The following is a 25,002-nucleotide window of genomic DNA, read 5'->3' as shown; positions in this document are numbered from 1 at the left end:
GACGGAGATGGCGCCGGCTCCCATCCAGCACAGCACAGCCGAGAAGCTGGCCGAGCTATACGCCCGTCTCGAGCTGGCCAAGGAGCCCGGCGGCGAGAAGGCCGTCGCCAAGCGCGACAAGAGGGGCATCCCCAGTGCCCGCGCCCGCATCCACGCGCTGGTCGACCCCGGCACCTTTCTGGAGGTCGGGGCGCTGGCCAAGACGCCGAACGACCCGAACGCGCTCTACGGCGACGGGTGCGTCACCGGGCACGCCATGATCGACGGCCGGCCGGTCGGGGTGTTCTCCCACGACCAGACGGTGTTCCAAGGCACCGTCGGCGAGATGTTCGGCCGCAAGGTCGCGCGGCTGATGGAGTGGTGCGCGATGGTCGGCTGCCCGATCATCGGTATCCAGGACTCCGGCGGAGCCCGCATCCAGGACGCGGTCACGTCGCTGGCGTGGTACGCCGAGCTGGGCCGCCGCCACGAAGCGCTGTCCGGGCTGGTGCCGCAGATCTCCCTGATCTTCGGCAAATGCGCTGGGGGAGCGGTGTATTCGCCGATCCAGGACGACCTGCTGGTTTCGGTGCGTGACCAGGGCTACTTCTTCGTCACCGGTCCGGACGTGATCCGGGAGGTGACCGGCGAGGACGTCACGCTCGACGAGCTGGGCGGCTCCGACGCGCAGGCCCGCTACGGCAACATCCACCAGGTGGTGGACTCCGAGGCCGAGGCGTTCCAGTACGTGCGCGACTTCCTGTCGTTCCTGCCGTCCAACTGCTTCGACAAGCCGCCGATCGTCAACCCCGGGCTCGAGCCGGAGATCACGCCGACCGATCTGGAGCTCGACTCGATCGTCCCGGACTCCGACAACGCGGCCTACGACATGCACGAGATCCTGCTGCGCATCTTCGACGACGGCGACTTCCTCGAGGTCGCCGCGCAGCACGGGCCGGCGATCATCACCGGCTACGCCCGCGTCGACGGGCACCCGGTCGGAGTGATCGCCAACCAGCCCATGTACCTGGCCGGGTCCATCGACAACGAGGCCTCCGACAAGGCGGCACGGTTCATCCGGTTCTGCGACGCGTTCAACATCCCCCTGGTCTTCGTGGTGGACACCCCGGGCTTCCTGCCGGGCGCCGAGCAGGAGAAGAACGGCATCATCAAGCGCGGCGGCCGGTTCCTGTACTCGGTGGTCGAAGCCGACGTGCCGAAGGTGACGATCACCGTCCGCAAGTCCTATGGGGGCGCCTACGCCGTGATGGGATCCCGCCAGCTGACCGCCGACTTCAACTTCGCCTGGCCCACCGCGCGCATCGCCGTGATCGGGGCGGAGGGGGCCGCGCAGCTGCTGATGAAGCGGTTCCCCGACCCGACCACGCCCGAGGCGCAGCAGATCAAGAAGGACTTCATCGAGGGCTACAACCTCAACATGGCGATCCCGTGGACCGCGGCCGAGCGCGGCTTCATCGACGCGGTCATCGACCCGCACGACACCCGGCTGTTGATCCGCAAGTCGATGCGCCTGCTGCGCGACAAGCAACTGTGGTTCCGCGTCGCCCGCAAGCACGGGCTCATCCCGGTCTAGTTGCTCGCGCTACAAGCGCAACGCGCCGTCCGCCAATTCGTCGAACCGCTCCAGCGCCTCGTCGTTGTCGGCGTCGATGCCGCGCAGCGCGCCGTGGTCCGCCAGATACCGCTGCGCATAGAGCCGGGCGACCAGTGCCTTGCGCTCACCCCCGCGGGCGGCGCGCTCCCAGGCGGCCTGCTCGGTGAGCAACGCCCCGGCGTACACGTCGCCCATGAACTGGGCCAGCGGGAACAGCCGCGCCTCGGCCATGTCGCGGTCCAGCTTGGACCAAGCCGTGATCGCCGCGTCCAGATCCTCGATGCGCCCGGCGACCAGCCGCGTGGTGTCTTCGTCATCGGACACCGACACCGCGTCGCGCAGTCGCGCCAGCAACGCCTCGTGCGCGCGGCTCTGCTCGATGCCGCGCCGCACATCCAGGCAGAGGATGTTGTCGGGACCCTCCCAGATGGTATTGACCTGCGCGTCGCGCAGCAGCCGGGCGACCGGCCAGGTCTCGATATAGCCGTTGCCGCCGTGGATTTCGATCGCGTCGGACGCCGCGGTGATCCCGAGCCGGCACGCCTTGAGCTTGGTGACCGGCACCGCGATGCGCTGCCGCATGCCGCGGGGCTGGCGGTGGTTGGTGGCGCCCGTGCCGTCGAAAACCATTGCCTGCGCGGCTTCGACGTCGACGATCATCTCGGCGAGCTTGCGCCGCATCAGCGGCTTGTCGATGAGCGCGCCGCCGAACGCGTGCCGCCGCCGGGCGTAACACAGCGACTCGACCAGGGCGCGGCGCGCGTTGCCGAGCCCGAACAGGGCGATGCCGAGCCGCGCGGCGTTGGTCAGCTCCATCATGCGGCCCAGCCCCTTGCCGTCGGACGGGCCCGCCTCGCCGGTCGGCTCGCCGGACAGCAGAAACGCCTCGGCGTCAACGAATTCCACCTCGCCGGAGGCCACCGAGCGGGTGCCGAGCTTGTCCTTGAGGCGACGCACGCGCACGCCGTTGCGCGACCCGTCGCGTCGGGTGCGCAGCACCAGGAAGTTGGCGACGCCCCGCGTCGAGTCGGGCGCGCCCTCCGGCTTGGCCAGTACGACGAACGCCTCGCCGGCGCAGTTAGACGCAAACCACTTGAAGCCGTTGAGAATCCACGCGTCACCGGCGCGCGTCGCGGTCGTCTCCAGCGCACCCAGGTCCGAGCCGCCGGTCCGTTCGGTCAGCAGCTGCGCCGTCTCGCCCGCCCACTCGCCGGAGGCGAACTTCGCCAGCACGTGCTCTCGCACGTCGGCCGGCGCGTAGGCGGCCACCAGTGACGAGACCATGCTGCCGCCGGTGCCCAGCGCGCACGCCAGCCCGATGTCGGCCTGGTTGAGCAGATAGTTCGACGCGAACATGCCCAGGCCCGAGCTCACCTCGGCGGCGCGCGCGTCGTTGCGCAGGGCCTGCTGCGCGTCCAGGACCGCGCGCTTGGATTGCGTGAAGGAAGCCGGCATGACGACCCGGCTGATGTCGTGTCCCCAGCGGTCGTACCGCTCCAGCCGGGGCGGGTTGTGGTCGGTCTCCTCCGCCCACCTCGCGACCGGGCCGCCCATCAGCTCGCCCATGCGCGCCAGATGCGGCTCCACGACCGCCAATTCGTCGGGCTGCAGGTAGTAGGCCATGGTGAATTGCAGGGTGGGGTCGGTGAGGTACCAGTTGAGACCCACGGCCCCTGGGTAGTTCTCGGTCTGGTAGCGCTGCGCCTTCTCCTCGGTGGAAAAGGGCAGCCTGTCCACCGCCTCTGCGGCGTAGTCGCTCATGGGACAGACGCTACGCGCCCGTGAGGAAAATCAGACAGACCCTGCCGATCTGGATTTCGTCCCCGTTGGCCAGCACCGCGGAGTCGACGGGCTCGCGGTTGAGATACGTCTGGTTCATGCTGCCCACGTCGACGACGCGGAATTGCCCACCCTCGCTTCGGAATTCGGCATGCCGGCGGCTGACGGTGATGTCGTCGAGGTAGATGTCGCTCTCGGGATGCCGGCCCGCGGACGTGACGGGTTGGGTCAAGGCAAACCGTGAGCCGGCGTTGGATCCGCGCTTGACGACGAGCATGCCCGCACCCGGACCCAACGCCAGTGTCTCCTCGACCCCGACGTCCGCGGCGGCCGCGTCGAACTCGGCGGGCGTGGCGCTGCCAATGGCGCCGGTGCGTTCCTCCGAGCCTTCGCGCGGCCGGTGTGACGTCAACTCCGTGCTGCTCATGCGGCTCGCGGCAGATCTGGCTTGGCAGCTGCCGCGTGCGATGCCGGAGGCTCCGGTGCCGAAACCCAACCGACGTAGGTCAGGTACAGACCGACCAGGGCGAAGACGACGCACGCCGTGATCCACCAGCCCTGCGCGCCGATCATGTCGTTGGCCAGCGAGATGAAGAACTTGGGAAAGGCCACCAGCAGCACACCGCGCAGCACGATCAGCCAGCCGAGCAGGGAAACGATGACGGCCGCGGCGCCGTGCCAATATTGGTGAGCGGCAACGATCGTCAGGCCGAACAGCAAGATGAAGGCGCCGGTGACGAAGGTCCACATCGAATTGGCCTCGAACTGGGACAGCAGCGATTGCATGTCGGAGGCGCGCGCTACCGCCGTCACATCGAGGACGACGAGGAAGGGGCCGAGCAGGCGGCAGAAAAAGCGTGTCCTGGCCTGCGGCTGTTGTAAAGCGTTCATGGTCGTACCTTTCATCCGGCGCCGATCACACGGCGACCCCTCTAATCGGAGCACCGGACCGTGGCGCCGGGATAGGGACTTATGGCACTGCCCGCGGGAGGAGGTTATACCGGCGCCACGAACTCGGAGGTGTAAAACTCCGCCGGATTCTGCGAGTTTGCATTGGCCCGCTCGATAATCACCCAGACGCCCGTCGTGCCGGGCCGGATGGGGGCCTGGACGGTCGCCGTTCCGTTGCCCGCCGCGTCGATGTCCATGCCGATGAAAGCGGTGCCGGGATCACCCGGTCCGCAACCGCTCGACGCCGGCCGGGGCATCTCTATGAGCCCGACGTCGAAGTGGGTGCCCGGCTCCGGCTCGTCGTACAGATGCACTTCGGCGATCGCCCTTGACCCGGTGGTACGGATCACGGCCGAACCGGTGCCGAGCATCGGGCTCGGCACCTTGGGAGCGACGCCCACGCGGCTGAAATCGCAGCGCCGCAAATAGTTATCCAGGACGACCGTGGTGCCGCCTTCGGCGCCGGCCTTGGTGGCCCCGAATGTCAATGCCGAGGTGATCAACAACGTGATCACCGCCGCATAGGTCCGTAAGCGTGTCAGCGTGTACATGGGCCCACCCGTTTCCCCGTGTGAAGTGGATCACAGCGGAATAGGTGTTAACCCGGGCCGGCCAAATTTAAACCAAATTCCGACAATTACTCAAACGTTAATTTGGACAGTTATTTGGCGGCTGACCAATTGGGGCGAAACCCTTTATAAAACCGCTAGGGCTTAATGCGGATCTCGCCCGGCGACCACCATCCGCTGCGGGTCGCGGTGCCGAGGTCGAGCCGCGCGGGCCGCGCGTCGGCGATGGTGTCGAACTTGCGCAGCGATCCCCAGTCGCGGCCCCAGTCGTGAGACAGGTAGGTCGACATCACGTGCGCCCGTAGCAGCAGATCGGTGATGCCCAAAAGGCCGCCGTTGACGCCGTCCTGCCAGGTGTCGGTGTCCTGCTTCTTGGCGTTGTAGTCCGGGGTGATGCGGAACTTGGGGATCTCGGTGACGCCGTTGACGTGCAGCATCGGCTGCTGGCACGGGAAGGCGAGCCCGACCGCCCAGTCCATCAGCACCGGCTGTGTCGAACCGACGTACTCCTGCAACGAACGCAGTTCCGGCACACGCGGCGGGGTCAGCGCGATCCAGTCGTCCGGCGTCAGGGACAGGTCCTCGGCGAGTACCCGCACCGCGACCGTATCGGCGGGCATCTGGGAGCGCGGGAAGCGAAGGTTGCGCCACACCTTGGGCTGCTCCCCGTACAGGTCGTAGGGCACGAGCCTGCCGGCCGGCTGCACGGAGCCGCCGGGGCCGGGCCTGCCGAATTCCAATTCCACGGTCTGCCCGCTGGTGTGGTGGTGCAGGATGCTGTTTCCGGTGATCGTGCCCGCGGCCGTCACCACCACCAGCGGATGCCCGTCATCGGCCTTCGGCAGCCGGTACCACACCGAGGTGAGTTTGCTCTGATGTTGCGCGCCGCTGGTGTAGCTGCCCGCCACCGGAACCCGATCGGGGTTGAGGCCGTAGGGCAGCGGCACCGTCGATCCGTTGATGCCCGGGGTGCTCAGCTTGAGGGGTGCGTCCCAGTCGTAGTCGGTGCCGGGCTGCGGCACCGACGTCTCCCGAACCGCTTCGGCCAGAGTGCGTTCCGGTACGCCGTTGGGGGTGAATCCTGTGGGGTTGATCCCACCCAGCGGTCCAAGCGGCCCGTAATTGTCGGGCAGCGGCGCCATGAAGCCGGCGTTGCTGTCCGGCTCGACGAGCACGTCGTCGGCCAGGCCGCAGCCTCCGCTGAACTCGCGCAGGTTGTCCCAGGCGTTGGAGTAGGTGGGGTATTGACGCACGATGCCGGCCACCATCGAGGCCACGAACACCAGCGCCATGAAGCCGGCCGCCAGCGGGATGGGCGCCGCCGTCAGCGCCCGCGCCAGCCGGCCCTCGCCGCGGCTGGGATCCGCGAAGTGCAACCAGGCCGCGTACACCGCGGCGATCGCGAACAGTGCGAAAAATATTGTGCTGATCGTGATTCCATCGATTTTCGGCATGCTGCTGTTGAACGGCACGCCATAGCTGGAGACGTACCACCAGCCGTTGGTGGTGGCAAAGCACAGCGCCAACACGAACATCAGCGCCGCCAGGAACGCCATCCGGTTGCGCGACCAGCGCAGCACCTCATGCGACACCAGCACCGTCGTCAGCGCGGCCATCGCTGCGCCTACCGCCGCGAACAGCCCGAAGTGGTGCACCCACTTGGTCGGCGTGAACATCAGGAAGAACATGGTGCCGAAGATGACGCCCATCAACCGCCACGCCGGTCCGCGGGCAACTCCCGGAATCCGCTTGCGCCGCAACATGATGAACACGGCCGTGAAGAGGCACAGCGCGGTGATCAGGAAGCCGAAGCGGCGCGAGAGCGAGCCGTCGACGGTGGGCAGAATCAGGTAGTAATAGCGCAGGTTCTCGGTGTACCAAGCCTGGCTGGGCCCGATCGCGGTGCGAATCCTGGTGGCTTCCAACACCGTTGCCAGCGTCTGATCGGCGAACACCACGGTCAGGATGACCGTGCCGGCGGCCAGCATCGGCGCCACCAGCGGCAAGGTGCCGACCACCCGATGCCGGCGGACCAGGATGCGCAGGATCGGGCGGCCACCGGCGACCAGCGCGGCCACCGCGATCAATCCGGTGGGCTGGACCCCGAGGGTGAACGCCGCGGTGATGACCGCCAGCGCGGCGGGCGTCAGCCGGCTGTAGCGCATGGAGCGTTCGATCAGCACGTAGGTGATCAGCGAACCGACGGCGATGATCGGCTCGGGGCGCAGGCCGTTGTCGAACGGCATCCACGCGGTCAGCAGGACCATGCCCGCCGCCCAGTTCGCCGCCTTGCTGGAGGCCACCGCGGGCCCCAACCGTGGCAGCACCTCACGCGAGAGCAGCAGCCAGCACACGATTCCCGCGATCAGGTCGGGCAACCGCATCCACAGGCTGGCGTCGCTGACATGGGTCATCAACGCCAGCAGGTTGTAGTACCAGCCGAAGGGGTCCTCCGGGCTGCCGAACCAGCGGAAGTAGTTCGACATGTAGCCGGCGTGGTCGGCGACCCGGGCCATGCCCAGGATGTAGCCGTCGTCGGACGAGTTCGCCCCGATCACATGCCAGAGCAGGAAGCCGAAGATCACTGTGACGTCGGCCAGGGTAAAGGTGCGCCAGTTCGCGGGAATGATCCGGCGCATCCGGTGACCGTCCAGCTGGTCGAGGCGCCACAAGGCGACCAGCGCGACGATGGTGGACACGATGGCCAGCACCATCGCGGTCAGTTTCAAAGTCGTTGGGGTGGTGGAGAACCGGGTGTCGATGGTGGCCGACAGTTTCAAACCCGGTGGGGCGGGCCCGGTGAGGTCGGTGAACACCCCCACGATCTGCGGCCGCAGGTTCGGATCGGGGAAGCCACCGCTGATCGGTTTGCCCGCCGCATCTTTCAGCCCGACGAAGGTGGCGAAGGCGCCGGCTTTAGTCGACGTGATCTCGATGCGCTGACATTGCGGGCCCGCCACCTGGTCCCGGGGTGCGCTGGCGATCACCACATTGCGGTCGGTGACGTCCACGCGCTTGGCGTTGACGACCACGAACAACGCGTTCAGCGCGGCGTCCTTGCCCTTCTTGGGAGCCGTACTCAGCACCACCCCGCCCTCCGGCGGCAGGGCGCGCACCGCGGCGCAGGGAACGATTGCCGTCACGTCGACTGGCGTCAGCGAAATCAACGGCGCCGTAACGCTGTTCAGCTGGCCGTTCTGCGGCCAATTCAGCGTCGCGGTGGTCTGCACGACGGGTAGCAGTGGGGTGGCCACCGACAATACGAATCCGATCAGCCCGGCGATGGTCGCCACCCAGCGCGTCGCCCGCACGTCCTTGCTGGCCGTCGTCACGCTCATGGGAGCGCCCGAATCGGTCCCTGCCGGCTCCAGCCGTGCACTGTCATCACACCCTGTTCGATAACGGCGTCCGGCGCCTGATCAGCCGGCACCAACCGGAAGTACTGCTCCACCGATCCCCAGTCGCGATACCAGTCGCCACGCAGATACGTCGAGACCGTCGCGGTGCGAAGCATCGCCTGGGCGACCAGGAACGGTCCGCCGGCCTCGCTGGACTGCCACCCGTTCGACGACGACGCCGTCTGCTTGTGATCGGGCAGGATGCGGTATTGCGGAAGTTCGGCCACGCCAAGGTGTTCGGAGAACGGGTGCTGGCACGGGAAGTTCGCGGCGGTCGCGATGTCCATCAGCACGGGTGTGCGCGATCCCATCAGTTGCTGCAGGGTTTCCAGCACCGGAACCCGCGGCGGCGTGAACGCGAACCACTGCTCCGAACTCAGGTTCGGGTCGTAGGCGACGATGCGCGCCACGTTGGCCTCGGGCGGCGCCCAGGTGAGCGGGAACCGCAGGTTGCGCCACGCCGGCTCGGGTCCGATGTCGATCGGCTGCACCTCCGCGAGCGGCTGGGTGGTGCCGTCGGGGCGAGCGACGCCCCACTGCAACTTCAGCGACTGCCCGTAGGTGAAGGTGCCGTCCTCTTTGTACGACCAGATCGCACCGGCCGCCGACACCACGACGATCGGCCGGTCGCCGGTGCGCGGCGGCAGCTGGTACCAGGCCGAGGTCGCGGTGGCGGCCAGCGAGTTCTCGCCGTAGCTGCCCATCACCGGGGTGCGGGCCGGGTCGAGGCCGAACGGCAGCGCCGCGTGCGAGCCGTTGACGCCGGCGGGGCCCTTTCCGCCGGCCGTGCCCGCCGAGTCGCTCATCGCGGCGTTGGGCTTGTTCGGGGAGGCGTCGGAATTGACCACCCCCGGTTTGGTCACCACCGGGTAGGACCTGAGGTCATCGCCCACGCCGTCGGGTTTGAAGCCGACGGGGTTGGCACCGCCGAGCGGGCCGTCGGGGCCGAAGGCCTGCCCGGGCGCCGGCTGCAGCATGCCGGCGTTGGGGTCGGGCTCGGTCAGCACGTCGTCGGCCATGGCGCAGCTCGTGGGCGACAGCCCCGAGGCGAGGGCGGCGAGGTTGGCCTTGCCGGTGGTGTAGAGCGGGTAGCGGAACACCGCGCCCTTGGTCAGCGAGGCGACTTCGCCGATGACCATGATGCTCGCGACCACCAGCAGCGGGGTCGATGCCAGTACCCGGTTACGCCGGTTGTCCTTCACTTCGGTGTGTCCGGCGTAGTCCATGCGGAAGTGCTGCCAAGCGGCCAGCAGGCCGGTGAGGATGGACAGCGTCAAGAACATCGACGTCACCGGGTGGCTCGCGATGACCGGCTGGATGTCGTACCACGGCACCCCGTAGTTGCCGACGTAGAACCAGCCGTTGATGCCGGAGGTGGCCCACGCCAGCACGAACAGCAGCGCGGTGACGTACAGCGTCAGGTTGCGGCGGTTGTGCAGGCCGATCCGCGCAAGGGCGAACGCGGTGACCGCACCCAGCGCCCCGGCCAGCCCGGCGAAGGCGCCGAACTGCACCGCCCACTTCGTCGGGGTGAACGTCAACAGCAACAGGCCGAACGCGGTGGTGCCGATCAACCGCCAGGCCGGGCCGGTCGCCACGCCCGGGATCCGGCCCCGGCGCAGCAGAATCACCAGCATTCCGAACAGGCACAGCAGCAGCACCAGGACCGCGAATCGCCGCGACATTGACCCGTCGGGGTTGGACTCCACCGTGAGGAAGTAGTAGCGCAGCCACTCTTGGTACCAGGCGATCGTCGGCCCAACCTTGTATTTGATGCGGGCCGACTCGGCGACGGTGGCCAGGGTCTGGCTGCGGAACACCACCACGAGGATCAGCGACAGCGACGCCGCCAGCACCGCCAGCGGCGCGATGAGCCCGTCGGCCGCCCGGCGGCGCCGGATCGTCTGGGCGTTCGCGCGCGACCCGGTCAGCAGCGCGGCGACGGCGATCAGGCCCTGCGGGGCCAGCGTCGCGGTCAGCATGGCGACGAAGACCGCGACGGCGGCCGGCGCCAGGCGTTGCAGCGCGATCGCGCGCTCCACCAGCATCCAGGTGATCAGCACGCCGAGGGCGATCAGCGGCTCGGGCCGCAGCCCGTTGTTGAACGGCAGCCAGGCGGCCAGGAAGACCGCGCCGGCGGTGAACACCGCCACCCGGTTGGCTGCCAGGCCGCCCCTGCCCGGACCCAGCCTGCGCAGGATCCAGTGGCTGATCACCAGCCAGCACGCGATACCGGCCAGCGTGGCGGGCAACCGCATCCACACGCCGGCGGTGCTCACCGACGCCAGCTTGGACAGCACCCCGAGGTACCAGTCGAACGGTGCGTCCGTCGTGCCGAAGTAGCGGTAGTAGTCGACGATGTAGCCGGCCCTGGGGGCGACGCGGGCGATGGTGAGGTTGTAGCCGTCGTCGGATGAGGTGGCGCCGATGACGTGCCAGAGCAGCAGCGTCGCGATCACTCCGGCGTCGGCGATCCACGTCGCAAGCCCGACGCGGCGCCAGGAACGCCACCGCGCCCGGGGGCGGTACCGGGACAGCGAGGCGATCGGCGACTGCCAGTTGACCAGCGTGCCCCCGCCTCGACTGCGACGGTCGAGCGCTGCCAGCGCGATGACGGCCGCCAGGACGGCCAGGACACCCACGGCCATGGCGAACTGCTTGACGGCGCTGGGGGAGGTGATGAACCGGGTATCGATGTCGACGCGGGCCGACAGCCCGGGCTGGGCGGGCACCTTCAGGTCCGTGAAGATCCCGCCGACCTGGGGCTTCTTTTCCGGGGGCAGCATCCCGGAGGCGCCGGGCATGCCGACGAACTCCGCGCCGGCTCCGCCCGCGTCGGCCCAGGCGTGCAGCACGCTGCAGGCCCCGCCCGCGACCGCCGCTCGCGGCGCCGCCACGGCCACGGTGTCGCGGAAAGCGACGACCACCAGGTCCCTGTCGGCGCGCACGAAGAGCCCGTTCTTGCCGACGTCCATCCCGCCGATGGGCAGGGTCGAGACCACCAGGCCGCCGTTGGCGGGCAGGGTGGCGATCGCCGCGCACGGGATCGAGATGTCCAGCGCACGCGGCGCCCCGGACACCAGGGGCGCGGTTATCTGGGTGACGTGCCCGTCGGCGGTGCCCTGCGGCCACAGCACCGTCGCGGTGGTCTGCTTGACCGGAAGCAGCGGGACGAGCGCGCACAACAGCAGTCCCACGATCCCCGCGACGGCGGCCACCAACCGCGGGATCCGCTGCGATCGCTGATTACCGTCGTGGGGCACGAGGCTCGATCGTAAGCGAAGCCGCTGTGTCCGCTGAGGACGCGGGGCCGCGCGGGCCCCGGTCGGCGTCAGCGGGCCAGCCGGGCGGCCAGGGTGTCCAGGCCGGGGCCGGCCAGGTCGGCGAGCGCCGCCGGGCGGCCGCACATCGCCATCAGGAGCGCCTCGCCGGGCCCGGTGACTTCCGGCCCGCGGCCGAGTTTCCAGTCGACGTCGGTGGCGCGCAGGTGCAGCCCCCTGATCCGGCGTCCGGCGCCGAGCCTGGGGTTGCCCGGCACCAGGCCGAGGACCCGCTGGAGCCGCTCGGCCGGCACGGTGCGCGGCCGGCCGAGCGCGCGGCGAATGTCTTGGTGATGGACGGTGCCGTCGACGAGTGCGATCATTCCGCCGAAACCCGCTGTCAGCCCGCGCGGTTGGAGGTGGGCGCGAAGGAAGTCGAGCAGCTGTTGAGCACTCCGGTCGGCGAATTCGTCGACACCCACCTGGTTGGCGTGGACGACCCGGCCCTTCGCGAACCGCTTCAGCAGCCCCAGCGTGCCAAGCTCTTCGTAGCTGATCACATGCGCGACAACGTCTTTGACGGTCCAGTCGGAACACAGGCTGGGCGCTTCCCACTGCTGCGGCGTCAGGGTGGCCAGGAATTCCGCCAGGTCTGCCCGCTCGTCGCGGGCCATGCCCATCAGCGTTGCCGTCATTTCCGGGCCCCTGCGGGCAGCAAGCGGGTGTAGCGAGCCAGATATAGCGGCCAGCTTACCTCGCCGCCGACACCGTCGCCGACGGATTGCCAGCCGGGACCGGCCGATGTCCCAGCTGAACGTCGAAGCGATGCCTAGCTCTTGCGCAGCGGCGCGGGGCTCCACAGACCGCTGCGCGTGGCGGTCCCCAGCTGCAGACGGGCGGCCTGGGCGCCGGGGTAATAGGGAGTCAATCGTTGCAGCGAGCCCCAGTCGCGCGACCAGTCGTCCTTCAGATAGGTGGCCATGGTGGTCGCCTTCAGCAGCAGCTCCGTGACGCCCAGCGGACCGCCACCGTTGTTGTCCATCACCGGCGAGTTGGCTTCGGCGCCGAAACGGTCCGGCAGGATGCGCCATTTCGGCGTCTCGTCGACGCCGTTTTGATGGCCGAACGGCCGCTGGCACGGGAACGCCAGGCCGACCAGCCAGTCCAGGAACACCGGATCTTTCGACCCCACCACGTCCTGCAGCGTGCGCAGCTGCGGAATCCGCGGCGGGGTGAGCGCGATCCAGTGCTGCGGCGCCAGGTCTTCGTCGTCGGCGACCAACCGGATCTGGGTGGCGCTAGCGGGGATGGCCGACAGCGGCAAGCGCAAATTGCGCCACGCCGGGGACGCCCCCACGTCGGCGAACTGGAACGAGCCGCCGGGATGTCCGCTCGCCGCTTGGTCATCGGTGGCCCACTGGACCTGGACCTCGCGGGGGTCGAAGCGGCCGGCCGCGCTCACCACCAGCAGCGGCCCCGCCTTGTCGCGGGCCGGCAGTCGATACCAGCCCGACCGCAGGTGGGCGGGCAACTGGATGCCCGACCTCCAGCTGCCGAGCACGGGTGTGCGCGCCGGGTCGAGGTTGTAGGGCAGCTGGGCGACCGAACCGTTGATGCCCGGCGCCGGGGTGGTGCCGCCCTCGGTGCCCGGCTCCGCGCCGGTGACCAACTTGTCGTCGCTGACAAAACTGCGGTCGCCCGGACGTTCCATCACCGGGTCGGCGCGGACGTCGGCGGGAATCCCGTTGGGCGTGAAGGCTTCCGACAGGCCCGCTCCGAGGGCATCGGCCACCGGGGCGCTCACCGGTGCCAGCATGCCCGCGTTCGGCTCCTGCTCCACCAGCACGTCCTGCGCCAGCCCGCAGGTGTGGCCCGTCTTGAAGACAAAAGCAGCCTCGAGGTTGGAGCGGCCCACCGTCCAGGCGGGGTACTGGTCGGTCATCGCCAGGGTCAGCGACGCCACCTCGAACACCACCAGCAACCACGTCGCAATTGCCAACGGGGACTGCACAATTCCGGCGACACGCGCGCCAACCCGGGTTTTGGGTGCGCTGTTCTCAGGGTCGACGAAGTGGAACCACGCCGCCAGTAGCAGCACCAGGACGGTCAGCCCGAGCAGCGCGGTGGCGAAGGCGTAGTGCCACGCCGGGAACGAATTCGACCATGGCACACCGAAATTGGACACATACCACCAGCCGTTGACGCTGGCGAACGACAGGGCCACCAGGAACAGCACCACCGCGGCGAACACGGTGCGGTTGCGCCGGGACCGCATCGCCACGGACGTCACCGCCACGGCGGCCAGCGCGCCCAGCGGCCCGGCCAGCCCGGCGAACACCCCGAAGTGGTGGGTCCATTTGGTCGGCGTGAACATCATCGCGACGAAGGAGATGATGGTGATCCCGAGGATGCGGCGGCTCGGACCGGCGGCCGTGCCGGGAATTCGGCCCTTGCGCAACGACATTGCGACGGTGATCCCGAGCGCCAGCACCAGCGCCAGCACGGCGAAGCGGCGGGCGACGGACCCGTCGGGGCTGGCCATGAACAGCCGCTCGTACCGGATGTGTTCGTCGAACCAACTCAGGCTGGGCCCGACGGCCCGCTTGAGCATGCTGGCCTGAACCTCGCCGGCCAGGGTCTGGTCGCGGAAGATGAGGATGGCGCCGACGGTGACCGCGGCGAACAGGGGTGCCACCAGCGGCAGCGGGCCGAATCGCTTGGACCTGCGGTGCAGGATGGTCCGCAGCGGCCCGATGGCGACCAGCAGGGCACCGATCGAGGCGATGCCCGTCGGCCCGGAGAACAGCGTCAGCGCACCGATGATGCAGGCGACCGCCACCGGCAGCAGTCGGCTGGTGGCCACCGCGCGTTCCACCGAGCACCAGGTCAGCAGGATGCCCAGCGCGATGATGGGCTCGGGACGCAGGCCGTTGTTGAGCGGCAGCCACACGGCCAGGAACATGCCGGCCGCGGTCCACGCCGCGCCGCGGCTCCGCTTGACGGCGTGGCCCAGGCGCGGCATGACTTCACGGCTGATCACCCACCAGCAGGTCAGCGCCATGGCCAGGGTGGGCAGCCGCATCCAGATGCTGGCGGTGCTGACGTGGGCCCACAGCGCCAGCAGGTCGTAGTACCAGCCGAAGGGGGCCTCGGGTGTGCCGAACCAGCGGTAGTAGTTGGCCATATAGCCGGCGTGCTCGGACACCCGGGCCATGGTCAGGATGTAGCCGTCGTCGGAGGTATTCGCGCCGACGAACTGCCACCACGCCAGCACGCCGATGACCAGGGCGTCCAGCCCGCCGATCGACCACCAGCGCGACGGCAGGAAGCGGCGGTGCCGGGTGGCCCCGGCGGTCTCGAAGGCGGTGTCGAGCAGATGCAACGCGACCAGGGCGACGGCCGTCAGCACGACCCCGAGGATCATCGCCGCCATCTTCAGCTGGGTGGGGCTGCTGCTGTAGCGCGTGTCGATGGTCGCCGAAAAGCTCAGTCCCGGCGGCGCCGGCCCGCTCAGGTCGGTGAAGACGCCGACGATCTGGGGCCGAAAGTCGTAGCCGCTCTTCTCCCCGCGAAGCGGCGAACCGGGGTGCTCGGCGTTGGGTCCCTGGGTCAGCCCGATGAACTCGGCGGTGACCTTCTCGGCGTGCGCGGTGAAGGTCAACCGCTGGCAGGCCGGGCTGAGCACCTGGCTCAGCGGGGCCGTCACCACCGCGACGTTGCGCACCACCACCACCAGGTAGTCGTTGGCTCGCTGGATGAGCAGCCCGCGGTCGACGGCCTTGGGCGCCTGCTTGGGCACCGTCGACAACAGCACCGTCTTGGCGGCGTTCTGCGGTCCGGCGAGCCCGGCGGCGGCCTGGCAGGGCACGGTGACGTCGAGGTCGGTGGCGACATATCCGATCAGCGGAGCGTCGACGCTCTCGAACGTGCCGTTCTGCGGCCAGTTCAGCGCGGCGGTGGTCTGGTTGACCGGCAGCAGGGGGGTGGCGATGGCCAGCAACGCCCCGAGCAGGCCCGCGACGGTAGCGACCCACCGAGCGATCCGGTGGTTCGCTCCCGTGTCGGTCACGGTGGTAGATGCTAGTTCTTCGTGGCGTGGCGGCGAGGTGTCGGTGCTCATCGGTGGCTTGTCGGGGGCTTGCGGATGGCCACCACGAACGGGCCGGCGCTTTGGACGACGAACTGCGGGCTTTCGAAGAGCGCGGCCCGCAGGTCGACGGTGTAGCGACGGACGTTGGGCTGGTTGGGATACACGTCCTCGGCGAGCCGCAGGGTGTAGTCGCCGTTCGCGCCGCGGCGCATGAGGAACACCGTGGGCGGCGGCCAGGGGCAGGTGTCGAGCGCGCGGATGAGCTCGTCGGCGGACTTGAGACTGGCCCACTTCTTGATCTGGGCGGCCCGCAGGTCGAACTGCGCCAGCGGGTTGGCGTAGTGCGACGTCAGTCCCTGAAATCCCCAATAGGGATAGAAGGACAGGAAGCTGTAGTCGGCGGTCATCACGACGGTCTGGTCACGCGGCCTGCCGGTCACCGTCGCGATGGCGCGGTCGATGTCGGGGTAGAACTTCTCCGCGCTCGGCGGCCGCCGGTCGCCGCGCTGGCCGTTCCCGTCGGTGTCGGTGTAGGCGATGGTGAGGTCCGGGCGCAGTACGTCGGGAATGTCCTGGCTGAACGCCATCGCCGCGGCCAGGCCGATGGCCCCGGCGACGGGGACCGTCGCCCTTTCCCAGGCCCCGCCCCGCGCGGACAGCGCCCGCACCGCCTCGACGAAGCCGAACGCCCCCGCGGCAACCAGCAACACGGTCAGGGTGGGCTGCAGCCGGAACGACAGCAGCGTGGTGCGCGCCAGCGTGGTCAGCATCGACAACAGCGACCACAGGTAGATGGCCAGCACGCCGATGGCCAGGGCGCCGGCGCGCACCGACGTCCGGGCGCGCAGCACCAGCCACAGGGCGCCCAGCAGGCAGATCGCCCCCAGCAGGGAGAACTGCAGCATCGGGAAGGTGAGCACGGCGCCGTCGGCCGGCAGGTAGTGCGCGGCGCTGCCGGAGTTGCTGACCGGGCTGCGGGCCGCCCGCAACAGGAACGGCAGCCAGGTGGTGCTCCCGATCGCCGCGGCGATGACGGCGATGACGGCGAGCCGGCGCAGCGGGTCGAGCGCCGCCCTGAAACCTCCTTGTCGCCAGCGTGATCCGGCCAGCGCGACGCCCATCACCCCGAACGTGAAGGCGCTAAAGCCGAACAGCAGCGTGTACCAGGTGGCGGTGAAGCCCAAGAACAGCCCGGCGGCGACGACGGCGGCCCAGCCGCTTCGGTGCGGCTCGAGTGAGCCAGCTTCACGTTCGGCCTCGGGTGCCACGCCGGCGCGCAGGCCCGACCAGGTCAGCACCAGCACCGGCGGCAGCAGCACGGTGATCATCGCGGCGTAGGGCTCGGGCGAACCGTAGGCGAGCGTCGCCGCCGCCGTCGCGGTGGTGACGATCAGGGCGTACTCGAAACGGACCATCCGCCACCACAGCACAAGCGCGACGGCGACCGCGATGGCGATCGAGGTGACGGCCCACGGCTTGTACATCTCCCAGGCCGGTGTTCCGCTGAGCGCCGCGACCCGCCCGCCGATCCAGAACCAGCCGGGCGGGTAGAACGGCGGCAGCCCGATGTAGGTCATGTCGCGCAGGGCCGGGCTGTCGGCGAGCCGGGTCAGGTACTCGGTGCGGAACTGCTGGTCGACGGAGATGCCGAACAGGTACAGCTTGGTCGCACCCAGCGGCATGCCCAGCGTCACGACGGTGAACGCGGACACGAACACCAGCCCGCCCAGCTGGGCGAGCCACCGACACCGGCCGGACCGCCGCCACGCCCAGCCCACCGCGACCAGGCCGGCCAGGCAGCCGACCTGGCCCACGGTGGTCAGCGCGTGCAACTGGTTGGACGACGGGAAGGCCGGCCACTGCACGCCGGAGATGGCTACCAGCGAGACCGCCGCGACGACGACGGCCACCGCGGCGGCCAACGCCATCTGACCCAGGACGGCCAGCGCGTTACGCATGATCAGATTGGCAGCTTGCGGAAGACGCTCCGCGGGATGTGTCGCAACACCATCATCACGTAACGGAACGCTGCTGGCGCCCAAACCAATTCCTTACCCTTCGCGGCCGCGGTCACAGCGAGGTCGGCGACATACTCCTTGCCCACGGTCAGCGGTGCTTCCTTGACGTGCGCGCTCATCCGGGTACGCACCTGACCCGGGCGGATCACCAGAACGCGAACCCCATACTCGCGCAGCGCTTCTCCGAGCCCCAGATAGAAGCCGTCCAGTCCCGCCTTGGTGGAGCCGTAGACGAAGTTGGACCGGCGCACCCGCTCGCCGGCGGCCGAGCTCATCGCGATGATCTGGCCGAAGCCCTGAGCGCGCATCTTCTCGCCGAGCAGCACCCCCACCGAAACCGCGGCGGTGTAGTTGATTTCGGCGGCCAGCACTGCCTTGTGCTGGTTCTGCCAGAGCTCCTCGGCGTCGCCGAGGATGCCGAAGGCGACGATGGCCACGTCGACGTCCCCGTGGGCGAACGCCGCCTCGATCATCTTCGGGTGACTGTCGGTGTCGGTGGCTTCGAAGTCGATCAGCTCCACCGACCGCGCGCCCGCCGCCCTCATCTGCGCGACGGCGGCATCGCGGCCCGGGTCATCCGGCATGGCGGCCAGCACGATACGGGCGTGCGCGTTCTGCAGGTAGCGCTCGCAGATGGCCAGCCCGATCTCGGAGGTACCGCCGAGCAGCAGGATGGTCTGCGGGTTTCCCACGGCGTCTAAAACCATTGGCGCACCATTTACAACAGCTCCAAACGTCGGGCCATGTCCGAGGCGAACACGCCGGCTGGATCTACCTTGCGGCGCACCGCGATCCACTCGTCGATGCGCGGGTACATGGCGTGGAAGGTCTCGGCGCTCGCGCGAGAGTCCTTGGCCGTGTAGACCCGGCCGCCGAATTCCAGTACGCGCCGGTCGAGTTCGTTGAGGAACTCGTTGATTCCCGGCTTGTTCGGGAAGTCCATCGCGACGTTCCACCCGGCCATCGGGAAACTCAGCGGCGCGCGGTTGCCCGGGCCGAAGAGTTTGAACACGTTGAGCGCCGAGTAGTGGCCGCGGGTCTGGATCCAGCGGATGATGGCCTTGAATTCTTCCATCGCGTCCGGCGGAACCAAGAACTGATGCTGCGCGAAACCCATTGGGCCGTAAGCGTTATTCCACCCGCTTACCAGGTCGAGCATGTGGTAGAACTGCGACAGGTTCATGATCTTGCCGGTGTACGTTCCGCCCAGCCGGTAGTACACCTCGCCGATGGCCATGAACGACAGCTTGTTCATCGCGCTGACCGGAAATACGTTCGGCACCGTCAACAGTTGCGGCGCATCGAATTTCAGCGGATTCTTGGCGAGCTTCTTGGGCAGTTGGTCCAGCTTGGCCAGGCTGCCGCGGCTGACCGCGGCCCGGCCGAGTTTGGGTGGCGGACTGATCAGGTCGAACCAGGCGCTGGAGTAGGTGTAGTTGGCCTCGCTGCCGTCCAGGTGGACGGCGACCGTCTCGTCGAGGTCCTTGGTGGCCACCCCGTCGGCGATGAAGTACGCCGTCTCCGTCGGGGTCATCTCGATGGTCGCGCGCAGCACGATCCCGGTGAGGCCGTTGCCGCCGACGGTGACCCAGAACAGTTCGGCGTCGTCCCCGTCGGGGGTGATGGTGCGCACGGTGCCGTCGGCCATGAGCAGGTCCATGGAGCGCACGTGGTTGCCGAAGCTGCCCGCGCTGTGGTGGTTCTTGCCGTGGATGTCGCAGGCGATCGCGCCGCCGACGGTGACCTGGCGCGTGCCCGGCAGCACCGGAACCCACAGCCCGAACGGCAGCGCCGCCTTCATCAGCTGGTCCAGGCTGACGCCGGCGTCGACGTCGACCAGCCGGGTGTCGGCGCTGATCGAGTGGATGCGATTGAGCCCGGTCATGTCGATGACCAGGCCGCCGCCGTTCTGGGCGTTGTCGCCGTACGACCGGCCGAGCCCGCGCGCGATCACGCCCCGCCCGTTCGGGCCGCCGGACTCGGCCACCCGGGCGACGGCCTTGGCGATCACCTCGGGATCGCGGCTGGAGAGCACCTCGGCCACCGACGGGGCGGTGCGGCCAAAGCCCATCAGCCGGGTGGTGGTGGTCGGAACGTCGGTGCTCAACATCGTCAAAGAGGGTACCGCCTGGGGAAGTCGCTCAGCGGATGCGGAAGATAACGGCTCGCTGCACGATGAAGTTGATGACCGTCGCGGTGCCCTGAGCGATCACGAACGCGACGGGGATCGCCCACCCGCGGTAGTGCAGCAGCGCCAAGCACGCATGGTTGAGCCCGACCTGCACCGCGAACGTGATGCCGTACAGAACCATGACCGCGACGAACCGGGAGGTGCTGGGGGCCGCCTGGAACGTCCACCGGCGGTTGATCAGGTACGCGGTGATGGTGCCGACGACGAAGCTGGTGGCCTTGGCGAGGTCGACCTGGACGCTCACCGCCTTGTACAGCAGCAGGTACAGGCCGAAGTCCACGATCCCCGCCACGCCACCGGTGACGACGAAACGCGTCACCTGCGTCGTCAGGCTCAAGTGCGGGCTCGGCGGCGCGGCATCGGGCAGCGGGGCAACCATTGGGGGGAGTCTATCCGGGCCGGCGGGCCGCCCCCGGGACGCGCCGGGACGGCTCAGCGGGGCAGCTTGACCGCTATCAACTCGACCTGATCCTCGCCCTGCGGCGTCGAATAGGTCACCTTGTCGCCCGCCTTGTGTCCGGCCAGGGCCTGGGCCAGGGGGCTGCGCGCGGTCAGCGTTTCGCCTTCCCGGCCGACCGGCGTCTCTTCGACGATGGAGATCACGTGCATCGTCACCACTTCGCCGTCGGAGAACCGCAGGGTCACCTCGGTGCCGCCGGGCAGCGTTTCCGATTCGTCGGCATGCGACGGCCCGGTCCGCAGCCGCCGGTCCAGCTCGTTGATCCGGTCGCTGAGCACGACCAGTTCCTCGGCGCGCTGGATCGCCTCGGCCGCGTCGCCATGATCGCCTACCATGCCGCGGTCGTTTCTGACCTCGACCTCGAGGCGGTCGCGCCGCTGCCGTAGCCGCTCCAGCTCCGCGGCCAGGTTTTCCCGCGCCGCGTCCGCCGGTGACTGCGCCTTCTTGCTCACGTCGGACCTTTCGCCCAGTTGCTCGGGTGGCGTTCCAGTGTTGCACCACGACGGGGCCGCCGTCACCGTTATTGAACAAGCGGCGAGTCGCGCTCAGTGGCTGGTGGAGCCGGATTGGGAACCGGTGGCGATCGACACTGCCCTCGGGGGCGTCAAAGATCGCCCCGCCTGCGCGACGGGTCCGCTGGCGGGGTCCTTGTCTAAACGGGTCCCGCCGTCAGCGTGACGACGTTGTTGCGGCTCTCACGCGCCTTTATCCGTGACACCCAGACCCGGCCGCCGGTCGCCCGGCCGACGATCCGTTCCACGGTGTCGAACGTCCAGGCGGCCGTGCCCGCCATCCCGGTGTCGTCCATGATCCGCAGATCGATGACACCCCGGTCGGCCAGCAACTCGAACAGGTCGCGCTGCGGGTCGTCGACGGCGATCAACGTGGTGTGGTCGAACTGGTCCCGCAGCGCCGTCTCGACCTCGTCGAGGGTGGTCACGTCGACCACCGCGTCGGTGCCTGATTCGGTTTCGGCGCAGGCGAACTCGATGTCGAAGGCCCGCTCGTACCCGTGCAGGAAGAAGCGTTTGCCCTGATTGGCCCACGACCGATGGCAGCAGGGCAGATTGTCGAACAACCTGCATAGGTGGAATCTCGCGGTGCGGCCCAGCGGCGCGTCGGCGCGGTGCATGGTGGCCACGCGGACGCCGTCCGAGCAGATGGTGTTGCGCATGGGGCCCAGCGTCCGGCGGCGGGCTTGCGGGATTCTCAAAGAATTCTTGGAGCCGGCCGCCGATCGTGGTGAGTGCCTATCGTTGTAGATATGAACGTCGGTCCGGGGAAGTGGTCGACGGTCTTCGCGGCCCTGCTGTCCGTCGCCGCCGTGCTTCCCGCGGCCCCGGCGGCGGCGGACCCAACCGACGACGCCTTCCTGGGAGCCCTGGCGGATAACGGCATCGTGATGGACGACCCGGACGCCGCGATCGCGATGGGCCATAAGGTCTGCGCCCGGCTCGACAGGAACCAGCGATCGAGCCTGCTGGCGATGAAGGTGATGAAAGACACCAATCTCTCGGCGCGGCAAGCCGGGTTCTTCATCGGCGTTTCCGTGTCCGCCTACTGCCCGCAATACAAGGGACAGATCGGCGATTCGTTGGACTGGCTCAATCCGCTGCCCCCGCTGATGTGAGCTACACCCAGTACGGCACCCGGGCGCGGTATTGCCGCATCGCGAACGCCGCCAGCACCCAGCCGACAACGGTCAGCGCCCCCACCACGGCCCAGTGCCGCAGCTCCTGGTGTGCGCCCAGCAGCGGGGCCCGCACGATGTCCAGATAGTGCAGCAGCGGGTTGAGCTCCACGATGCGCGACCAGCGCCCGGCGCCCTGCTGCCGCAACGTCTCGTCGTTCCAGATGATCGGCGTCATGAAGAAAAGCAATTGCACGACCGAGAACAACAGCGGACCGATGTCGCGGTAGCGGGTCGCCAGGATGCCGAAACACAGCGACACCCAGATGCAATTAAGCACGATCAGCCCCAGCGCCGGGAAGACCGACAGGTCCGCCCACGACCATGGCTTGGGATAGATCATCGCGATGACGGCGTAGATAACGATGTTGTGCGCGAACAAGATCATCTGCCGCCACACCAGCCGGTAGACGTGCACCGACAGCGGCGTCGGCAATTGCTTGATCAGTCCCTCGTTGGCGACGAAGACGTCGGCGCCCTCCAGGATGGCCGCGTTGATGAGGTTCCATACGATCAGCCCGAGCGTGACGTACGGCAGGTGCACCGAGAGCTCGAGGTGAAACAGCTTGGAGTACAGGCCGCCCATGGCGACGGCGGTGGTGCCGGTGGCGATGGTGATCCAGAACGGCCCCAGCACCGAGCGGCGGTAGCGCTGCTTGATGTCCTGCCAGCCCAGGTGCAGCCACAGCTCGTGCCGACGGAAGCCGGCCACCAGATCGCCGCGGGCGCGGGTGAAGGTCCGCGACTGGGCGGCGGCGTCGAGAAACGTCATGCCGATCCTCCAGGTTTGCCGAACTGTTCGCGACGCCCCAAGCGCCGCAACCGAATCCACTCGGCCAGCCCCTTGGGGTCGCGGCGGGTCACCAGGAAATACCAGCCGAACCGGACCCACTCCTGGACCAGCAGCTTGCGCAGGCCGGGCTGGGACAGCAAATAGCCGCGGTTGCGGTAGGTGTAGAACCGCTTGGCCGGGTCGTCGGGGTATTGGGTGTGCATGCGGCCGCCCAGGATGGACCGGAATTCTCCCGACCCGCAGGGGTGCAGGTAGATCGCGTCCAGGCAGGTGCCGAACGGCAAGCCCGACCGCACCAGCCGCCGGTGCATCTCCACTTCGTCGCCGCGGATGAACAGCCGTAGGTCGGGGACGCCGATCGCTTCGAGGGTGGCGGCCCGGAACAACGCGCCGTTGAACAGCGACGCTATCCCGGGCAGCAGGTCCTGCCCCGCGTCGGTGCGCAATTCGCTTGTGCGCCTGCGCCATACCAGCCCGCGTCGCAATGGAAACGCCAGCCGTTGCGGGTCGTCGGAGTTGCACACCATCGGCGACACTTCGGCCAGGGCATGCTTCTGCGCGCACGCCAGCAGGGTGGCCAGCACGTGCGAGTCCTGCGGCCGCCCGTCGTCGTCCGCCAGCCAGACCCAGTCGGCCCCCTGCGCCAACGCGTGCAACATGCCGAGCGCGAAACCGCCTGCACCGCCGAGGTTTCGGCGGGATGGCAGGTAGGTGGTCGGGATCGGCTGGCCGGCGACCAGATCGCGGACCCGGCCGGAGCCGGGGCCGTCGTTGTCGACCACGATCAGGTGGTCGGGCAGCCGGGTCTGGCTGCTCAGGGTGCCCAGCGACTTGGCCAGCTCGTCGGGGCGCCGGTGGGTGACGACGACGGCGACGACGGAGTCGCTCATGGCTGCTCGGCGGCGGTTTCGGCCAGCACCTCGCGCACGTGCCGGGCCGCGTCCTCCCCCTCGTAGGCGCGCACCACGTCTTCGATGCCGCCGGACATCCGGATCACACCGTGGTCGATCCACATCGCCGTCTTGCACAGGCGGGCGAGGAACTCGTTGGAATGGCTGGCGAACACCAGGATTCCGGACCGCTCCACCAATTTCTGCAGCCGGAACTGAGCCTTCTTCATGAAATCGGCGTCGACCGCGCCGAGACCTTCGTCGAGCAGCAGGATCTCGGGGTCGATGCTGGTGACCACGCCCATGGCCAGCCGCACCCGCATCCCGGTGGAGTACGTGCGCAGCGGCATCGACAGGTAGTCGCCCAGCTCGGTGAACTCGGCGATCTCGTCCACCTTGGCCATCATCTGCTTTCGGGTCTGCCCCAGGAACAACCCGCGGATGATGATGTTCTCGTAGCCGGAGATCTCGGGGTCCATCCCCACCCCAAGATCGAAGATGGGCGCGACCCGGCCGGTGACCTTCGCCCAGCCGCGGGTGGGTTCGTAGATGCCGGAAAGCAGCCGCAGCAGAGTCGATTTCCCGGCGCCGTTGTGGCCGACCAGACCCACCCGGTCACCCAGCTCGAGCGACATGGTGATGTCCCGCAGCGCCTCGACGACGACCACGTTGGAGCTGGTGCGGCCGATCGTGCCGCCCGCCTTGCCCAGGAAGGCTTTCTTCAGGGAGCGCGACTTCGCGTCGAAAATGGGAAATTCCACCCACGCGTTGTGCGTCTCGATGTGAGGACCCGCCACCGTGTTTCGCTTAGAGGTATTGACCGTGTCCGGACCCGCCCGGCTTGCCTACGCCCGGCGGCAGCGCGCCCTGGCGCATGTTCTCCAGCTGCGCGCGGGCTGCCATCTGCTGGGCGAACAGCGCCGTCTGGATGCCGTGGAACAACCCTTCCAGCCAGCCGACCAATTGGGCCTGGGCGATGCGCAATTCGGCGTCCGACGGCGCCGCGTCCTCGTTGAACGGCAGGGTGAGGCGGTCGAGTTCTTCGCGCAGCTCCGGCGCCAGGCCCTCTTCCAGTTCGCGGATGCTGGTGGCGTGGATCTCGCGCAGGCGGTTGCGGCTGGCCTCGTCGAGCGGTGCGGCGCGCACCTCCTCGAGGAGTTGCTTGATCATCGTCCCGATGCGCATCACCTTGGCGGGCTGCTCAACCAGATCGGTCAGGGAGCGCTCGTCGGAGTCGTCCTCCGTCACCGCCGTGGCCCGCGGGTCGACGCCGCCGATGATCTCGATGCCATCGTCGTCGTTGGGGGTACTCAATCCAT

Annotated in this window: 20 protein-coding genes; 2 read left to right on the top strand and 18 right to left on the bottom strand. The window is 68.6% G+C overall.

The window, feature by feature from the left end; translation table 11 throughout:
- Nucleotides 1–7: 7 nt before the first annotated feature.
- On the top strand, nucleotides 8–1,573 hold the full coding sequence (locus tag KXD96_RS02530; RefSeq protein ID WP_260745177.1) for an acyl-CoA carboxylase subunit beta: 1,566 nt from the start codon (nucleotides 8–10) through the stop codon (nucleotides 1,571–1,573).
- 9 nt (nucleotides 1,574–1,582) lie between these two features.
- On the opposite strand, the gene KXD96_RS02525 is transcribed toward KXD96_RS02530, so the two are convergent.
- The 14 genes from KXD96_RS02525 to KXD96_RS02455 form a co-directional block, all read right to left on the bottom strand.
- A complete protein-coding gene (locus tag KXD96_RS02525) occupies nucleotides 1,583–3,355 on the bottom strand; it encodes an acyl-CoA dehydrogenase family protein (RefSeq protein ID WP_260742715.1) in 1,773 nt (590 codons plus the stop codon).
- 10 nt (nucleotides 3,356–3,365) lie between these two features.
- Complete coding sequence (locus tag KXD96_RS02520; RefSeq protein ID WP_260742713.1) at nucleotides 3,366–3,800, bottom strand: FHA domain-containing protein; 435 nt, start codon at nucleotides 3,798–3,800, stop codon at nucleotides 3,366–3,368.
- Entirely contained in the window at nucleotides 3,797–4,264 is a 468-nt protein-coding gene (locus KXD96_RS02515) for a hypothetical protein (protein WP_260742712.1), read from the bottom strand. Before KXD96_RS02515 ends, KXD96_RS02520 begins: the two co-directional genes overlap by 4 nt.
- 104 nt (nucleotides 4,265–4,368) lie before the next feature.
- Entirely contained in the window at nucleotides 4,369–4,875 is a 507-nt protein-coding gene (locus KXD96_RS02510) for a hypothetical protein (protein ID WP_313901614.1), read from the bottom strand.
- A 155-nt stretch (nucleotides 4,876–5,030) separates the two neighbouring features.
- Entirely contained in the window at nucleotides 5,031–8,231 is a 3,201-nt protein-coding gene (locus KXD96_RS02505) for an arabinosyltransferase domain-containing protein (protein ID WP_260742711.1), read from the bottom strand.
- Complete coding sequence (locus KXD96_RS02500; protein ID WP_260742710.1) at nucleotides 8,228–11,554, bottom strand: arabinosyltransferase domain-containing protein; 3,327 nt, start codon at nucleotides 11,552–11,554, stop codon at nucleotides 8,228–8,230. The genes KXD96_RS02505 and KXD96_RS02500 overlap by 4 nt, the downstream gene beginning before the upstream one ends.
- A 68-nt stretch (nucleotides 11,555–11,622) precedes the next feature.
- Nucleotides 11,623–12,246 carry a maleylpyruvate isomerase family mycothiol-dependent enzyme gene (locus KXD96_RS02495; protein ID WP_260742709.1) on the bottom strand — a complete coding sequence of 208 codons (624 nt, stop codon included), beginning with the start codon at nucleotides 12,244–12,246 and terminating at the stop codon, nucleotides 11,623–11,625.
- Between the two features lie 134 nt (nucleotides 12,247–12,380).
- A complete protein-coding gene (locus KXD96_RS02485) occupies nucleotides 12,381–15,671 on the bottom strand; it encodes an arabinosyltransferase domain-containing protein (protein WP_260742708.1) in 3,291 nt (1,096 codons plus the stop codon).
- The gene (locus KXD96_RS02480; RefSeq protein WP_260742707.1) at nucleotides 15,668–17,599 is read right to left on the bottom strand and encodes a galactan 5-O-arabinofuranosyltransferase; all 1,932 of its coding nucleotides are present in this window, start codon (nucleotides 17,597–17,599) and stop codon (nucleotides 15,668–15,670) included. Before KXD96_RS02480 ends, KXD96_RS02485 begins: the two co-directional genes overlap by 4 nt.
- A 2-nt stretch (nucleotides 17,600–17,601) precedes the next feature.
- On the bottom strand, nucleotides 17,602–18,366 hold the full coding sequence (locus tag KXD96_RS02475) for a decaprenylphospho-beta-D-erythro-pentofuranosid-2-ulose 2-reductase (RefSeq protein WP_260742706.1): 765 nt from the start codon (nucleotides 18,364–18,366) through the stop codon (nucleotides 17,602–17,604).
- 11 nt (nucleotides 18,367–18,377) lie between these two features.
- Complete coding sequence (locus KXD96_RS02470) at nucleotides 18,378–19,769, bottom strand: FAD-binding oxidoreductase (RefSeq protein ID WP_260742704.1); 1,392 nt, start codon at nucleotides 19,767–19,769, stop codon at nucleotides 18,378–18,380.
- A gap of 31 nt (nucleotides 19,770–19,800) precedes the next feature.
- A complete protein-coding gene (locus tag KXD96_RS02465) occupies nucleotides 19,801–20,229 on the bottom strand; it encodes a GtrA family protein (protein ID WP_260742702.1) in 429 nt (142 codons plus the stop codon).
- A gap of 53 nt (nucleotides 20,230–20,282) precedes the next feature.
- A complete protein-coding gene (locus KXD96_RS02460) occupies nucleotides 20,283–20,762 on the bottom strand; it encodes a GreA/GreB family elongation factor (protein WP_260742701.1) in 480 nt (159 codons plus the stop codon).
- A 200-nt stretch (nucleotides 20,763–20,962) separates the two neighbouring features.
- Nucleotides 20,963–21,484 carry a 6-carboxytetrahydropterin synthase gene (locus KXD96_RS02455; RefSeq protein WP_260742699.1) on the bottom strand — a complete coding sequence of 174 codons (522 nt, stop codon included), beginning with the start codon at nucleotides 21,482–21,484 and terminating at the stop codon, nucleotides 20,963–20,965.
- A 90-nt stretch (nucleotides 21,485–21,574) separates the two neighbouring features.
- Between KXD96_RS02455 and KXD96_RS02450 the strand changes: the two genes are divergently transcribed.
- Nucleotides 21,575–21,940, top strand: a complete 366-nt coding sequence (locus KXD96_RS02450; protein WP_260742698.1) for a DUF732 domain-containing protein — start codon at nucleotides 21,575–21,577, stop codon at nucleotides 21,938–21,940.
- A gap of 1 nt (nucleotide 21,941) precedes the next feature.
- Here KXD96_RS02450 and KXD96_RS02445 read toward each other — a convergent pair whose 3' ends face one another.
- From KXD96_RS02445 to KXD96_RS02430, 4 genes are read right to left on the bottom strand one after another with little or no spacing between them, the layout of a single operon-like run.
- Entirely contained in the window at nucleotides 21,942–22,772 is an 831-nt protein-coding gene (locus KXD96_RS02445) for an ABC transporter permease (RefSeq protein ID WP_260742696.1), read from the bottom strand.
- Nucleotides 22,769–23,683 carry a glycosyltransferase gene (locus KXD96_RS02440; protein WP_260742695.1) on the bottom strand — a complete coding sequence of 305 codons (915 nt, stop codon included), beginning with the start codon at nucleotides 23,681–23,683 and terminating at the stop codon, nucleotides 22,769–22,771. The genes KXD96_RS02445 and KXD96_RS02440 overlap by 4 nt, the downstream gene beginning before the upstream one ends.
- Complete coding sequence (locus tag KXD96_RS02435; protein WP_260742693.1) at nucleotides 23,680–24,480, bottom strand: ABC transporter ATP-binding protein; 801 nt, start codon at nucleotides 24,478–24,480, stop codon at nucleotides 23,680–23,682. Before KXD96_RS02435 ends, KXD96_RS02440 begins: the two co-directional genes overlap by 4 nt.
- Nucleotides 24,481–24,490: 10 nt before the next feature.
- Nucleotides 24,491–24,997 (bottom strand): bacterial proteasome activator family protein, encoded by a 507-nt coding sequence (locus KXD96_RS02430; RefSeq protein WP_260742692.1) that lies wholly within the window; start codon nucleotides 24,995–24,997, stop codon nucleotides 24,491–24,493.
- Between the last annotated feature and the right edge of the window lie 5 nt (nucleotides 24,998–25,002).

Origin of the sequence: Mycobacterium sp. SMC-2, from assembly GCF_025263485.1 — a bacterium.
Classification (GTDB): domain Bacteria; phylum Actinomycetota; class Actinomycetes; order Mycobacteriales; family Mycobacteriaceae; genus Mycobacterium.
This window is presented reverse-complemented; position numbering and strand designations above follow the sequence as displayed.